Source organism: Collinsella sp. AF23-2, assembly GCF_003459245.1.
GTDB lineage: Bacteria > Actinomycetota > Coriobacteriia > Coriobacteriales > Coriobacteriaceae > Collinsella.
The window spans coordinates 76631-90524 of record NZ_QRVG01000002.1; the positions used below are offsets into that span (position 1 = coordinate 76631).

The following is a 13894-nucleotide window of genomic DNA, read 5'->3' on the forward strand; positions in this document are numbered from 1 at the left end:
CATAGCGTTCACTGAGAGGGGGTATGCTTTGGCGGAGCGCACCGCTCGTGCGCTTTCCGATTGCGCGCAGACAGGTGAAGATGACCCTGGCTGGGACGTTTCCGTTTCGCGCGGGTTCGGCGAGGGGAAGGCCGACCTGCGCGCATGGACGGCGCTCGCGTGGGAAGCGTCGGACGCGCTTCTGTTCGTGGGCGCGGCGGGCATCGCCGTGCGGGCGATCGCGCCGCATGTCGCCTCGAAGGCAAACGATTCCGCGGTTGTGGTGATCGACGAGGCAGGGCGCTTTGCCGTCTCGCTTTTGTCGGGGCATTTGGGCGGTGCGAACGAGCTTGCGCAAACTGTGGCACGCGCGGCAGGGGCCATCCCCGTCATCACCACGGCGACCGACGTCCGCGGCGTGTGGGCGGTGGATACGTGGGCGCGCTGTGCGGGGCTCGCCGTTTCGAATCCCGAGGCTATCAAGCGAGTGTCGGCGCGGCTGCTTTCGGGCGGGCGCGTGGCGCTCTATTCCGCCATGCCGATTTCGGGACAGCCGCCTGAGGGGGTTGACATTGTGTCCGACCGCGCTCGGGCCGATATCGTCGTGTCGCCGTTCGCTGGCGCGAATGCAGGTGCGTCCGTTCGCACGGCGGAGACAACGGACGAGGTCGTGCCCGCCGGTGAGACGGGGAAGCCGGCGGGCGTGCGGGCGCAGGCGCCTGCGCCCGAGCCGCTTCACCTTGTCGTGCCCTGCATCGTTGCGGGCATAGGGTGCCGTCGCGGTGCGTGCGCCGAAGCGATCGGGGAGGCGTTTCTTCTCGCGTGCGGGCAGGCGGGCATCTCGCCTTCGGCCGTTCGCGAGGCGGCGACGATCGACGTGAAGGCGCGCGAGGAGGGCCTGCTCGCCTTCTGCCGCGCGCGCAATATCCCGCTCGCGACGTATTCCGCAGAGGAGTTGTCGCAGGTCGAAGGCAGCGTTTCGCCATCTGATTTCGTGTGCGCGACGGTGGGGGTCGACAATGTGTGCGAGCGCGCGGCGCTCGCGGACGGGGGTAAACTTATCTTCCCGAAGCTCGCTCACGGCGGCGTGACCGTCGCGTTTTCCAAGGTAACTTTCGAACTTTCGTTTAAGGAGCGGTGATGGGAAAGCTCTTCGTGGTGGGGATCGGCCCGGGCGGCCCCGACGGCATGACGATTGCGGCTCGGCGCGCGCTCGAGGCGGCCGACATCGTTGTGGGGTACACGAAATACGTGGAGCTCGCGCTCGCCGCCGTGCCTGACGCGGCGCATCTCGCGACGCCGATGATGCACGAGGTCGAACGGTGCCGCCTGGCGCTTTCACGCGCGCAGAGCGGAGAAGCCGTGGCGCTCGTGTGCAGCGGTGACGCGGGCGTGTATGGCATGGCGAGCCCCGTGCTGGAGCTTGCGGAGGACTACCCCGATGTTGACGTGGAAGTTATCGCCGGGGCCACCGCGGCTCAGAGCGGGTCGGCGGTGCTCGGCGCCCCGCTTGCCCACGACTTCGCGGTCGTGTCGCTCTCCGACCTGCTCACGCCGTGGGATGTCATCGAGCGCAGGCTCGCCGCCGTGGCGAGCGCCGACTTCTGCATCTGTTTGTACAACCCGCGCAGCAGAAAGCGCGCCGACAGGCTCTCGCGCGCGGCGAAGATTATGCTCGAATGGAAGGCCCCCGACACGCTCTGCGGCTGGGTACGCAACATCGGGCGCGAGGGGCAGCAGTCGGGCATGTGCAGGCTCTCCGAGCTGGAGGAGTTCGACGCCGACATGTTCACCACCGTGTTCGTCGGCAACGCGGACACGAAGCGCGTAGGCGGCCGTATGGTCACGCCGCGCGGGTATCGGGAGATTCCATGCGAAAGGTAACGATCATCGGGGCGGGGCCCGGAAACCCCGACTTGCTCTCGCGTGCGGCGCTCGACGCGATCGACATCGCCGACGTGGTCATCGGCGCTCATCGCGCGCTTGTCGGCATCGACGTGCCGCCCGACGTGGTGAAATGCGAGCTCGTGAAGACGGCGGACATCGTCGCCGCGCTCATTGATGCGGCGTCGTGGCAGCGCGCCGTGGTCGTGATGACGGGCGATGTGGGGCTGTTCAGCGGCGCGCGCCGCCTGATGGAGGCTCTCTCCGGCGACGCGCAGGTGGACGTGCACGTCATTCCCGGCATAAGCTCAGCGTCGTATCTCGCCGCGCGCCTCGCGCGTCCATGGCAGGATTGGCGCTTCGCGAGCGCTCACGGCGTGGCGTGCGACATCGTGGCCGAGGCCGAGCGCGCAGGTGAGCTCTTCCTCGCCACGTCGGGCGGGGAAGACCCCTCGCGGCTTTCGGGCGAGCTTGTGCAGGCGGGCTTCGCGGACGCGCGCGTGACGGTGGCCGAGCGCCTGTCGTACCCCGACGAGCGCATCACCTGCGCGACCGCAAGTGAAATCGCAGGTCAGACGTTCGACGACTTGAACGTGATGCTTATCGAGTTCGCAGGCTGCGCCGGGTCGCCTGCGGGCTCTAGCGCAGCCTCCGAGGCGCCGGCCGGCGCGTCTGCGCCCGCGGCGGCTTCTTTCGCGGCGGACTCTGCGGGCGCATTCCGCGCCGCGAGCTCCCGCTGGCCGTACGCTTCCTCGGGCATTCCCGACGAGCTCTTCATCCGCGGCGAAGTTCCCATGACCAAGCAGGAGGTGCGCGCCGTCGCGCTCGCGAAGCTGCGCCTTACCGCGACCGACACCGTGTGGGATGTCGGCGCCGGCACGGGGAGCGTGTCGATCGAGGCGGCGCTCGTCGCGCGAGCGGGGTCGGTATGGGCGGTCGAGCGCAACGCGGCCGGCGTGCGGCTCATCCGAGAGAACGCGGATGCATTCGGGTGCGGCAACGTGCATGCGGTCCCCGGTGTCGCCCCCGAAGCGCTCGCGAAACTGCCTGTCCCCGACGCCGTGTTCGTCGGCGGGAGCGCGGGCGAGCTTCCCTCCATCGTGGAGGCGGCGCTCGAGAAGAACTCGCAGGTTCGCCTGTGCGTGCCATGCGTCACCGTTGAGACGCTCACCGAGGCGTGCGCGCTCCTCTCGGGTTCGCGCTTTAAGGGGTTCGAGGCGTGCCAGGTGTCGGCCGCCCGTGCCGAGGCTGTAGGCTCGCACCATCTTATGAAGGCGCAAAACCCCGTGTTCCTCGTCAGCGCGCGTGGTGCGGGCGCGGATGCCGAGGAGCTTGCCGAAGTCGGCGCGCTTGCTGAGTCGCCTGTCGGGGAGGACCTCTCTGTCGAGGGGAACCCATCCGTTGAGGTGGTCTCGCTTGCTAACTGCAGCGCCGCAGGTGGGGAAGGCGGCGCCCGGTGAGCACGTCCATCCCGCGCTTCATGGTCGCTGCGCCCTCGAGCGGGAGCGGCAAGACGGTCGTAACGTGCGCGCTCCTGCGCGCGCTCGCGCACCGCGGCATTGCATGCGCGGCCTTCAAATGCGGCCCCGACTACATTGACCCGCTCTTTCATCGCCGCGTCGTGGGCGCGCGCTCGGGCAACTTAGACGGCTTCTTCACCGACGCCCCGACGCTTCGCGCCCTGCTCGCCCGCGGCGCCGCGGGCGCGGATATCGCGGTGCTCGAGGGGGTCATGGGCTTCTACGACGGCATGGCGCCCGGCGTGGCCGATGCGAGCAGCTACCAGGTTGCGCGCGACACGGAAACGCCGGTCGTTTTAGTGGTGAACGGGCGCGGGGCGTCTTTATCGCTCGCCGCCGTAATCCGCGGCATCGCCGAGTTCCTGCCTTGTGCGAACGTGCGCGGCGTCGTGCTGAACAAGACGAGCGCCGCTGCCTGCGCCTACGCGAAGCCTGCGATCGAGAAGCACGCGGGCGTCGCGGTTTTGGGTAATATCCCCGCCGACGAGGCGTTCTCGCTCGAAAGCCGGCATCTGGGGCTTGTGACCGCCGAAGAAGTCAAGCAGCTCTCCGCGCGCATCGACAAGATGGCCGAGCTGGTGGAAAAGAGCGTCGACGTCGACCGCTTGCTCGAAATAGCGGCGACGGCACCCGATATCCGCGAGGATCCTTACCGGTTGGAGCCGATCGCGGGAGCGTGGCCCATCATCGCCGTCGCGCGTGACGAGGCGTTCTCGTTCTACTACGAGGAGAACCTGCGCGCGCTCGAGGACCTGGGTTGCGAGCTGGCCTTTTTCAGCCCCCTGTGTGATAGCGAGTTGCCCCGGGGGACAAGCGCCCTCTATCTGGGGGGCGGCTACCCGGAGCTCCATGCGCGGCAGCTTTCCGAGAACGCGCTGATGCGCGAGGCGGTGCGGCGCGCGGTGGAATCCGGTATGCCGACGGTCGCCGAATGCGGTGGATTTCTGTACCTGCAGCGCGAAATCGCCGATAGCGAGGGGCGGCGCTGGCCTGTTGCGGGCGCCCTTGAGGGCGCAAGCGAGAACGGGGGAAGGCTGTCCCATTTCGGGTACGTGGAGCTCACTTCTCAACGCGACGGGCTCTACGGGCCGCGCGGCACACGCATCCGCGCGCACGAGTTCCACTACTGGCAGTCCACCTGCCCGGGCGGCGACTTCTGGGCGCAGAAGCCCCGGCGCGACAAGGGCTGGCCGTGCATGACGACCACCCCGTCCCTGGTTGCGGGCTTCCCGCATGTGTACTATCCTGCGAACCCCGACGTTGCGCGCGCGTTCGCGTCTGCCGCAGCGTCGTTCGCAGAGAGGAGACGGCATGGCTGAAGCAACTGAAACCGCGCTTGCCTGCATCCGCGAGGAAGTCGAGCGCGCGTTCTCGTCGGCGCCGGGCGCCGTGCTCGAAGCCGCGCTCTCCCGGATTGCGCCCGCAGACGAGTGCGCCCGCGCCGCCGCGTACGCCGCGTGGGACTCCATCGCGCACCCCTTGGGGGGATTGGGCGACTTTGAAGACGCCGTCGCGCGTATCGCCGCAGCTCAGGGGAGCGCCGAGGTGGCCGAGTTTCCCCGTGCGCTCGCGGTATTCTTCTCCGACAACGGGGTTGTTGCCGAAGGCGTGTCGCAAAGCGGGCAAGACGTGACGCGAGCCGTCGCGCGCAACATGTGCGAGGGGGCCACGAGCGCCTGTCGCATGGCGGCGTTCGCGGGTGCCGAGGTCGTGCCCGTCGACGTGGGTATGGCCCGGGGCATAGAAGACGCGCGCATGGTGCGCGCGAACGTGCGGCGGGGGAGCGGCAACATCGCGCACGGGTCCGCTATGTCTCGCGATGGGGCCGTGCGCGCGATCGAGGTCGGAATCGCCGTCGCGTGCGGGCTAGCCCGCGCCGGCGTACGCCTTCTCGCCGCGGGCGAGATGGGCATCGGCAACACGACCACCTCGGCGGCGGTGGCCGCAGTGCTCATCCGGACGGACGCGCGGAGCCTCGTCGGGCGCGGCGCGGGGCTCTCGGACGCCTCGCTCGCGCTCAAGCGCGACGTGGTCGAGCGCGCTATCGACGCGAACTCGCCCGATCCCGCCGACCCGATCGACGTGCTCTCGAAGGTGGGCGGCTTCGACATCGCGGCGATGTGCGGCTTCTACCTGGGGGCCGCGGCCTCGAAGGCGCCGGCGCTCCTCGACGGGGTCATATCCTGCACGGCGGCCCTGTGTGCGGCGCGCCTGTGCCCCAACGCCTTGGGCTACCTCGTGGGCACCCACGCATCAAGCGAACCCGCAAGCCAGGAGCTCCTTCGCGAGCTCGGCATAAAGGCACCCCTCGACGCAGGCATGCACTTGGGCGAGGGTGCGGGCGCCATGGCGTATCTGCCCCTTCTGGATTCGGCGCTGCGCGTGTACCGGGATGGGAAGACGTTCACGGCGACTGGCATGGCTGCTTACGAGCATTTCGAGGCCGGGAAATGACGGTGACGCTCGTCATCGGCGCCGCCGCGAGCGGCAAGAGCGCCTACGCCGAGTCCCTGTGCCTCGGGCGCGACGGCCCTCGCGTGTACCTGGCAACGATGGAGCCCTTCGGGGAAGAGGGCGCCCGCCGCATCGCGCGCCATCGGGCGCTGCGCGAGGGCAAGGGGTTTTCCACCCTCGAGCGCACGCGTGACGTGGGCACTGCAGTGTCCGGGCTTCCGCGCGGCTGCACGCTTCTTTTGGAGGACGTGGGCAACCTGGTTGCAAACGAGCTTTTCGCGGAAGGCGGCTTGTCCCCACGTGACCCCGACGCTGCGGCGCGCGAGGTGCTCGGAGGCATCGAACGGCTCGCTCAGGCCGCTGCGTATACGGTGGTGGTCACCGTCGACGTGTTCGCCGATGGGATGCGCTACGATGAGGGGACCGAGGCATGGAGGCGCGCGCTCGCGCGCGTGAACGCGGGCGTGGCGGCGCTGGCCGACCGCGCAGTCGAAGTGGTATGCGGGATTCCCGTGTGGATGAAAGGCGAAGGACCTACAAGGTGAAGATAGCTGAGGCAATCGGCGCGGCGTTCGGAACGTTCTCGCGCATCCCCGTCCCGAAATCGGCCTGGACCGATTTCGGATCAACCCATGCGCTTGCCGCGTTTCCCCTGGTGGGCCTTGCGGAAGGCTTCCTCATGACGGCGTGGGGGCACGTGGCGAACCTGCTCGGCGTGCCCGCGACCATCGTCGCGGCCGTGCTCGTGGCGCTGCCTGTGGCGGTGACGGGAGGCATCCACCTAGACGGGCTCTGCGACACCTCCGATGCGCTTGCAAGTTGGGCCCCGCGCGAGCGAAAGCTCGAGATCATGCACGACCCGCGGGCGGGCGCCTTCGGGGTCATCGGTGTTGTCGTGTACCTTATTCTGCAGTTTTCCCTGTTCACCGCGCTGCCGCTTACGGCGGGGGCGTTCCTCGCGCTTCTGTGCTCGCTCGTGTTCTCCCGCGCGCTTTCGGGGCTCGCCGTTGAATGCTGGCCTGCCGCGCGGGCGGACGGCATGGCCGCGGGGCTCTCGCCTTCGAAGAAGCGCTCGGCGATCGCCGTGCCGCTTTGCGCTTTCGCTGCGGCTTCGGCTGCAGGGATGGTCGCGTGCGCTCAGGCCGTCGGCGCCCTTATGGCGGTGGCGGGGCTTTTGGCGCTCGCGTGGTACCGCCATGTTGCCCTGTCCCGCTTCGGCGGGGTGACGGGGGATTTGGCCGGATGGTTTCTGCAATGGGCCGAGCTCGCGATGCTTGCCATGCTGGTGGCGGGGGGCATGCTCCTATGATGCTCGTGGTAGGTGGCGCGCATTCGGGGAAGAGGACCTTCGTGCGCGAAAAGCTCGGGTTCGCGGCGGACGATTTCGTCGACGCGGCGCAGCTAGCGGAGGGCGGCGTGCCCGCGGCTTTTGCCGGCCGCGTCGCGTACCGTGCTGAGGAACTCGTACGCGCGCTCGACGCTGACCGGGCGCTCGAGTGGCTGATCGGCTTCGACGCAGTGATTCTGACCTTGGTCGGCTCGGGGGTCGTCCCTATGCGTGCGGAAGACGCCCAATGGCGCGAGCGCGCGGGGCGCTTGGGATGCGCGCTCGCTGCGCGCGCCGACGTCGTCGTGCGCATGACGTGCGGGATTCCCCAGGTCATCAAAGGAAACCTTGCCGATGCGCCTCGAGGGACGCAGGGCGTGGGCGCGCCTTTGGAAGTCGTCTTCGTGCGCCATGGTGCCACGGCGGGCACGGAAGACCATCGCTACAGCGGGGCGGGCACCGACGAGCCCCTGTCGAGCGCGGGCGAGCGCGCTTTGCGCGACCTCGCGTGCGCTCGTGACGTGTTCCGTGTTATCACGAGCGGCATGGCCCGCACCGACCAGACGGCGCGCATCCTCTTCCCGAACGCGGAGCTTATGGCGTGCCCCGGTCTGCGCGAGATGGATTTCGGTGACTTCGAGGGGCGAAGCGCTGCCGAGCTTAAAGAGAATGTGCGCTACCGCGCCTGGGTAGACTCCTGGTGCGAGACGCGCTGCCCGCATGGCGAGGGCAAGAGCGATTTCACCCGCCGCGTCGTCGCGGCGTTTCGGGAGGCGTGCGAATCGGAGCGCGCCCAGGGGAGTGGGCGCGCCGTCTTCGTCGTTCACGCGGGTACCGTGAAAGCGCTGCTCTCCGAGCTAGCTGTCCCGAAAATGGGATACTTCGACGTGCATACCGAGCCGGGCGGCGCATGGGCCGCCACCTGGGATGGGCGCTGCCTTCGCGACGTTCGCCCCGCTTCGGGGGGCGATGTCCGGTGATGACCATTCTTGCCGTCGCCACCGGGTTCGCGGCCGACCTTGCCTTCGGCGACCCGCGCTGGCTTCCCCATCCCGTCGTCGCCATGGGGCGCGCGATCACGTGGGCCGAAGGCCGCCTGCGGGGCGCATTCCCGCAAACGTCCGCGGGCACGCGTGCCGCAGGGCTTGTGCTCGCCGTGGCGCTTCCGCTTGCGTGTGGGCTTTTGACCTGGGGTATCCTACATCTTTGCGGCATGGTTCACTCCGGCTTGCGCTTCGTGGCCGAGGCATGGGTGAGCTATCAGATTCTCGCGACATGCGAGCTGCGCCGCCAGAGCCTGGCCGTGGCCCGCGCGTTCTCGAAGGGCGGCCTTGTCGCGGCGCGCGAAGCCGTCGGGCTCATCGTGGGACGCGACACGTCTGTTCTCGACGAGCAGGGCGTCGTGCGCGCCGCCGTGGAAACTGTGGCGGAGAACGCGAGCGACGGCGTCATCGCGCCGCTTTTCTACCTTATGATCGGGGGTGCGCCCTTGGGCATGGCGTACAAGGCGGTGAACACGCTCGACAGCATGGTGGGCTACAAAAACGAGCGCTACATCGACTTCGGCTGCGCCTCGGCGCGCCTCGACGATGCGGTGAACTGGATTCCCTCGCGCTTATCGGCCTTGTTCATGATCGCCGTGTGCCCGATCGTCGGGCTCGACGCGCGTGGGGCGGCGCGCATCTGGCGCCGCGACAGGCGTCGCCATGCGAGCCCGAACGCGGCGCAGACCGAGTCAGCGTGCGCGGGCGCGCTTGGGCTGCGCCTGGCAGGACCCGCGGTGTATTTCGGCAAGCTCGTTGAGAAACCGACGATAGGCGACGCGTCCCGCGAAATCGAGTGGGGCGACATCGCCCGGGCGACTAGGCTCATGCTCGCCGCGTCCGTATGCGCGCTTGTCGTCTTCGGCGCCGCGCGCGCGGCGGTCGTGCTCGTCGTGGGGGCGATGGTATGAGGGAAGACCACGCGGCGTCCCGGGCTGCCGGGGGAATCCTGCGCGCCCGTGCGCATGGGGGCAGCTGGCAATCGCTCGGCATCGCTTGCGAAGGGGGCGCCTCCGACCTCATCGACTTCTCGGTGAACGTGAATCCGGCAGGCCCATCCCCGCGGGCCGTCGCCGCAGCTTGCAAGGCACTTTCTCGAATCGACGCATACCCCGATAGGGAAAGCCGCGCCCTCGTTCGCGCCCTAGCGCGCGCCCAGGGCATTCCCGAAGATACTATCGTCTGCGGCGCGGGCGCGTCCGACATCATCTGGCGGCTCGCCGCAGCGGTGCGCCCGAAACGCATCGTCGTGTGCGCGCCGACGTTCTCTGAATATGCGGAGGCGGCATCGTACTACGGCGCTTGCGTGCAGGAGTTCCCGCTCTCCGAAGCGGACGACTTCGACGTGCCCGCCTCCTTCGCCCGCGCGATCGAGGGGCCGAGAGACGTGGCGTACCTCTGCAATCCGAACAACCCGACGGGGCGCCTCGTCGACCCCCGCGTGATCGATGCCGCGGCTTGCCGCTGCGAGCAGGTGGGCGCGCTGCTCGTCGTGGACGAGTGCTTCCTCGGATTTGCGCCCGACGCCCGCGAAAGGAGCGTGGCCACACGCGCCGCGTGTTCGCGCCATGTGGCCGTGCTCTCCGCATTCACCAAGCTCTACGGAATGGCGGGGTTGCGGTTGGGATATCTGATCAGCGGAAACGCCCAACTCATCGAGGGGATTCGCCGGGCGGGGCAGGCGTGGCCCGTCTCCTCGGTCGCCGAGGCCGCTGGCATAGCCGCCCTGGAAGACGTCGAATACGTCTCGCGCACGCGCGATGTATTGGCGGGCGAGCGAGCGTGGCTTTCCCACGAGCTCTCCTCGCTCGGGCTTTCCGTCGTGCCGTCGGATGCGAACTTCCTTTTAGTCCGCACGCCGGCGAAAGACATCCCCGAGCGCCTGTATAAACAAGGGGTTTTGGTCCGCACGTGCGACTCGTTTTCGGTACTGTCCCGTTTCTGGTGCCGCGTCGCGGTGCGCACGCGCAAGGAGAACGCCCGGCTTGCGATGGCGTTCAGCCGCGCGCTTCGGGCGGAAGGCACATCGGGCGAAGGCGAACCCGACGAACGGGGCGGCGCTTCTTGCAGCGGCGCTATGGCGGTCGCGGATGGCCGAGGCTCGGCGAAGGAGGTCGATACCCGTGGGTAGGGCGAAGCCCATCATGATCCAGGGCACCATGTCGAACGCGGGGAAGAGCCTGCTTGCGGCGGGGCTGTGCCATGTGCTTTCGCAGGACGGCCTGCGCGTGGCTCCCTTCAAGAGCCAGAACATGGCGCTCAACAGCGGTGTCACGGCCGATGGGCTCGAGATGGGGCGCGCCCAGATCATGCAGGCCGAGGCGTGCGGCATCGCGCCCGACGTGCGCATGAACCCCATCCTGCTCAAGCCCGAAAGCGACCACCGAAGCCAGCTCATCGTGGCCGGCAAGGCGCAGGGAGCCTTCGCTGCGAGGGACTACTTCGCGCGAAAGAAGGCGCTCATGCCGCAGATTTTGGAGGCGTTCGATTCGCTCGCGGAGGAAAACGACGTCATCGTCATCGAGGGCGCCGGCAGCCCCGTCGAAATCAACCTTGCCAAAAACGACATCGTCAACATGGGGCTCGCGCGCGCCGTGTCCTCCCCCGTGCTGCTCGCGGGCGACATCGACCCAGGCGGGGTGTTTGCCCAGCTCTACGGCACGGTCGCGCTCTTTGCGCCCGAGGATCGCGCTCTTTTGCGGGGGCTTGTGGTGAACAAGTTCCGCGGCGATGTGGAAATCCTGCGCCCGGGTTTGGACCCGCTCGAGAAGATGTGCGGGGTTCCCGTCGTGGGGGTCGTGCCGTATCTTACGCTCGACCTGGACGACGAGGACTCGCTCGCACCGCGCCTATCTGCCCGCGAGGCGCGCGGTGTCATCGACGTTGCCGTCGTGCGCCTTCCGCATCTGTCGAACTTCACCGACTTCGACCCGCTTTCGCGCGTGCTCGGCGTGGGCGTGCGCTACGTTTCCTCGACGACCGATCTGGGCCGGCCCGACCTGGTGGTGCTCCCCGGCTCGAAGACCACGCTCGACGACGCGCGCTGGCTTGCGGCTAGCGGCATCGGAGCCTGTGTACGCGCGCTTTCGGGCGCGGGCACGCCGGTGCTCGGCATATGCGGAGGCTACCAGCTTTTGGGAGACGAGCTTTCCGACCCGCACGGCAGGGAAGGCGCTGGCACCGCGCGCGGGCTCGGGCTCATTCCTGCAAGTACGGTGTTCAAGGAGGAAAAGCGCCTCGCCCAATCGGAGCTGCGCATCACGGGCGCCCAAGGCGCGTTCTCGGTGTGGAACGGCATGATGGCGCGCGGGTACGAGATTCACGACGGCGAAACGACCGTCTCCTGCGCCCCTGCGGGCACGATTGGCGGCAAACCAGAAGGCGCGGCCTGCGGAAACGTGTTCGGAACCTATCTCCACGGCCTGTTCGACGAACCGGGGGTGGCACTCGCCCTCGCGCGCTCGCTCGCGCGCATGCGCGGCCTGCCCGAGAGCGTCGTGGGTGCTGAGGGCGCGGTGTCCGCGGCCGATCATCGTGCGCGCGAGTTCGACCGCCTGGCCGACTCCGTGCGCGGGGCGCTCGACATGGAGTATGTCTACCGCATTATCGAGGAGGGCGTATGATCCACGTGTATCATGGCGACGGCAAAGGCAAGACCACGGCGGCGATGGGCCTCGCCCTTCGCATGCTCGCCGCAGGCCGCCGCGTCGTCGTCGTGCAGTTCCTGAAAGACGGCGAAAGCGGGGAGGTGCGCCTGCTCGCCGAGCATTTCGGCGTGCCCGTGTTCGCGGGGAAGGCGTCGGACAAGTTTACCTGGTCCATGACGTCGGAAGAACTTGCCGCGACGCGCGAGCTGCACGATGGGAACCTCGCTTCCGCGCTCGCCGAGCTCGAGGGCGCGCAGGAGGGGCTGCTCGTGCTCGACGAGGCGCTCGACGCGCTTTCGAAGGGGCTTGTTGACGAGGCGCTCGTGGACCGCGCGCTCGATATGTCCGCGCGCGGCGTCGAAGTAGCGCTCACCGGGCGCGCGCCTTCCCGCAAGATCGTGGAGAAGGCCGACTACATAACCGAGATGCGGTGCGAGAAACACCCCTACGAGCAGGGGATATGTGCAAGGGAAGGAGTGGAGTACTAGATGGATTCCAAGGAGATGGCGCCCGGCGACATCGAGCGGCGCAGCTTTGAGATCATCACCGAAGAGCTCGGCGGCCGCACGTTCCCGCCGCTCGAAGAGCCCGTCGTGAAGCGCGTCATCCACACCACTGCTGACTTCTCGTACGCCGATTCCCTCGTGTTCACCCATGACGCCGCGCACTGTGCGCTCGACGCGCTGCGCGCAGGGGCCACGGTGCTCACCGACACGAACATGGCGCTCGCAGGCATAAGCAAGCCCGCGCTCGCGAAGATCGGCTGCCAGGCCGTGTGCTACATGGCCGACCCGGATGTCGCCGCAACGGCGCGCGCCGCGGGCACGACTCGCGCCGTTGCGAGCATGGACAAAGCTTGCGGCATCGAGGGTCCGCTCATCGTGGCCGTCGGTAACGCTCCCACAGCACTTCTGCGCCTCGCCGAGCTCATGGACGCGGGGAAGATCGCGCCCGCGCTCGTCGTTGGGGTGCCGGTCGGGTTTGTGAATGTGGTCGAGGCGAAAGAGGAGCTACTCGCGCGACGCGTGCCGGCCATCGTCGCGAGGGGTCGCAAGGGCGGCTCGACCGTGGCGGCCGCCATTATGAACGCGCTGCTCTACGAGATCACGCGCCCAGGCGGCCTGAAGTGACGGCGCCCGCATCCGCGCCGGCGCTGCGTATCTTCGCCGGCACCACCGAGGGCCGCCTTCTGTGCGAATGGGCGAGCGGGGTGGGCATCCCCGCCCGTGCCTACGCGGCAACCGAGTACGGAGGCGAGCTTTTGGGCGAGCTCCCGGGCATCGAGGTGCATGCGGGCAGGCTCGAAGAGGCCGACATGGAGCGCGAACTTTCCGGCGCGCGCATCGTCGTCGACGCCACGCATCCCTTCGCTACGCTCGCAAGCGGCAACATCCGGGCCGCTTCGCTCGCCGTGGGTGCACGATGCTTGCGCCTTGCGCGCCCGGTCGAGGCGCTGCCCAAAGGCGTCGTCTCGGTCACGTCGATCGCCTGCGCGGCGCGCTTTCTCTCCGAGAACCCGGGTCGCGCGCTTCTCACGACGGGGAGCAAGGAGCTTGCTCCCTACACGAGCGTCGTCGATTACGCGGAGCGCTTCTTCGTGCGTGTGCTCCCGCTGCCCGGTGCTATAACGAAGTGCATCGACGCGGGGTTTTCGCCATCGCACATCATCGGCATGCAGGGGCCCTTCACCCGCGAGCTCAACGAGGCGATGCTTCGGCAGGTGGGCGCCCAGTGGCTTGTGACCAAGGACTCGGGAACCGTAGGCGGCACGGCCGAGAAGATCGCCTCTGCGCGCGACGTGGGAGCGCGCTGTATCGTGGTCGCCCGTCCCGCCGAGGGAGGCGGGGCCCTTTCGCTTAGGGAAGTGGAGGACGCGCTCTTACGGGAGTTCGCGCGCTAGGCGCTCGCCGCGCCTGTGCGCCCTCCCGCCAGCGAGGAGAAGCGCCTCGAGCAAGCTCGAACCGTACAAGACCGTCATCCGCCAATAGCTCGAGGACGAAGCCCGGAACTGGCGCAAGCAGCCCTTCAATAAGTTGCGGT

Annotated in this window: 14 protein-coding genes; all 14 read left to right on the forward strand. The window is 68.4% G+C overall.

The window, feature by feature from the left end; all coding sequences use genetic code 11:
• Positions 1–28 precede the first annotated feature (28 nt).
• From DWY03_RS01945 to cobK, 14 genes are read left to right on the forward strand one after another with little or no spacing between them, the layout of a single operon-like run.
• Positions 29–1120: a cobalt-precorrin 5A hydrolase gene (locus DWY03_RS01945; RefSeq protein WP_231500783.1), complete on the forward strand. Its 1092-nt coding sequence runs from the start codon at positions 29–31 to the stop codon at positions 1118–1120.
• Positions 1120–1863: a precorrin-3B C(17)-methyltransferase gene (gene cobJ / locus DWY03_RS01950; RefSeq protein WP_117773819.1), complete on the forward strand. Its 744-nt coding sequence runs from the start codon at positions 1120–1122 to the stop codon at positions 1861–1863. The genes DWY03_RS01945 and cobJ overlap by 1 nt, the downstream gene beginning before the upstream one ends.
• Positions 1851–3323 carry a precorrin-6y C5,15-methyltransferase (decarboxylating) subunit CbiE gene (cbiE, locus tag DWY03_RS01955; RefSeq protein ID WP_117837187.1) on the forward strand — a complete coding sequence of 491 codons (1473 nt, stop codon included), beginning with the start codon at positions 1851–1853 and terminating at the stop codon, positions 3321–3323. The genes cobJ and cbiE overlap by 13 nt, the downstream gene beginning before the upstream one ends.
• Positions 3320–4702, forward strand: coding sequence for a cobyrinate a,c-diamide synthase (locus DWY03_RS01960; RefSeq protein WP_231500782.1), 1383 nt, complete (start codon positions 3320–3322; stop codon positions 4700–4702). Before cbiE ends, DWY03_RS01960 begins: the two co-directional genes overlap by 4 nt.
• A complete protein-coding gene (locus DWY03_RS01965) occupies positions 4695–5837 on the forward strand; it encodes a nicotinate-nucleotide--dimethylbenzimidazole phosphoribosyltransferase (RefSeq protein ID WP_117837186.1) in 1143 nt (380 codons plus the stop codon). Before DWY03_RS01960 ends, DWY03_RS01965 begins: the two co-directional genes overlap by 8 nt.
• Positions 5834–6382, forward strand: coding sequence for a bifunctional adenosylcobinamide kinase/adenosylcobinamide-phosphate guanylyltransferase (locus tag DWY03_RS01970; protein ID WP_117837185.1), 549 nt, complete (start codon positions 5834–5836; stop codon positions 6380–6382). The genes DWY03_RS01965 and DWY03_RS01970 overlap by 4 nt, the downstream gene beginning before the upstream one ends.
• Entirely contained in the window at positions 6379–7146 is a 768-nt protein-coding gene (locus DWY03_RS01975; protein ID WP_158558597.1) for an adenosylcobinamide-GDP ribazoletransferase, read from the forward strand. Before DWY03_RS01970 ends, DWY03_RS01975 begins: the two co-directional genes overlap by 4 nt.
• Positions 7147–7187: 41 nt before the next feature.
• Positions 7188–8144 carry a histidine phosphatase family protein gene (locus tag DWY03_RS01980; protein ID WP_233506803.1) on the forward strand — a complete coding sequence of 319 codons (957 nt, stop codon included), beginning with the start codon at positions 7188–7190 and terminating at the stop codon, positions 8142–8144.
• Positions 8144–9118 (forward strand): adenosylcobinamide-phosphate synthase CbiB, encoded by a 975-nt coding sequence (cbiB, locus tag DWY03_RS01985; RefSeq protein ID WP_117837182.1) that lies wholly within the window; start codon positions 8144–8146, stop codon positions 9116–9118. The genes DWY03_RS01980 and cbiB overlap by 1 nt, the downstream gene beginning before the upstream one ends.
• The gene (locus DWY03_RS01990) at positions 9115–10338 is read left to right on the forward strand and encodes a histidinol-phosphate transaminase (protein ID WP_158558598.1); all 1224 of its coding nucleotides are present in this window, start codon (positions 9115–9117) and stop codon (positions 10336–10338) included. The genes cbiB and DWY03_RS01990 overlap by 4 nt, the downstream gene beginning before the upstream one ends.
• Positions 10331–11830 carry a cobyric acid synthase gene (locus DWY03_RS01995; protein WP_231500780.1) on the forward strand — a complete coding sequence of 500 codons (1500 nt, stop codon included), beginning with the start codon at positions 10331–10333 and terminating at the stop codon, positions 11828–11830. The genes DWY03_RS01990 and DWY03_RS01995 overlap by 8 nt, the downstream gene beginning before the upstream one ends.
• The gene (locus tag DWY03_RS02000; protein ID WP_117839768.1) at positions 11827–12342 is read left to right on the forward strand and encodes a cob(I)yrinic acid a,c-diamide adenosyltransferase; all 516 of its coding nucleotides are present in this window, start codon (positions 11827–11829) and stop codon (positions 12340–12342) included. Before DWY03_RS01995 ends, DWY03_RS02000 begins: the two co-directional genes overlap by 4 nt.
• Positions 12343–12984, forward strand: coding sequence for a precorrin-8X methylmutase (locus DWY03_RS02005; RefSeq protein WP_117839769.1), 642 nt, complete (start codon positions 12343–12345; stop codon positions 12982–12984). It abuts the gene before it with no gap.
• The gene (cobK, locus tag DWY03_RS02010; protein WP_117837179.1) at positions 12981–13754 is read left to right on the forward strand and encodes a precorrin-6A reductase; all 774 of its coding nucleotides are present in this window, start codon (positions 12981–12983) and stop codon (positions 13752–13754) included. The genes DWY03_RS02005 and cobK overlap by 4 nt, the downstream gene beginning before the upstream one ends.
• The last annotated feature ends 140 nt before the right edge of the window (positions 13755–13894 follow it).

Excerpts from the sequence above, each read along its gene's own strand:
- DWY03_RS02005 (WP_117839769.1), top strand. The coding sequence starts at position 12,343 with ATGGATTCCAAGGAGATGGCGCCCGGCGACATCGAGCGGCGCAGCTTT.
- DWY03_RS02000 (WP_117839768.1), top strand. The coding sequence starts at position 11,827 with ATGATCCACGTGTATCATGGCGACGGCAAAGGCAAGACCACGGCGGCG.
- DWY03_RS01965 (WP_117837186.1), top strand. The coding sequence starts at position 4,695 with ATGGCTGAAGCAACTGAAACCGCGCTTGCCTGCATCCGCGAGGAAGTC.
- cbiB (WP_117837182.1), top strand. The coding sequence starts at position 8,144 with ATGACCATTCTTGCCGTCGCCACCGGGTTCGCGGCCGACCTTGCCTTC.
- cobJ (WP_117773819.1), top strand. The coding sequence starts at position 1,120 with ATGGGAAAGCTCTTCGTGGTGGGGATCGGCCCGGGCGGCCCCGACGGC.
- cbiE (WP_117837187.1), top strand. The coding sequence starts at position 1,851 with ATGCGAAAGGTAACGATCATCGGGGCGGGGCCCGGAAACCCCGACTTG.
- DWY03_RS01990 (WP_158558598.1), top strand. The coding sequence starts at position 9,115 with ATGAGGGAAGACCACGCGGCGTCCCGGGCTGCCGGGGGAATCCTGCGC.
- DWY03_RS01970 (WP_117837185.1), top strand. The coding sequence starts at position 5,834 with ATGACGGTGACGCTCGTCATCGGCGCCGCCGCGAGCGGCAAGAGCGCC.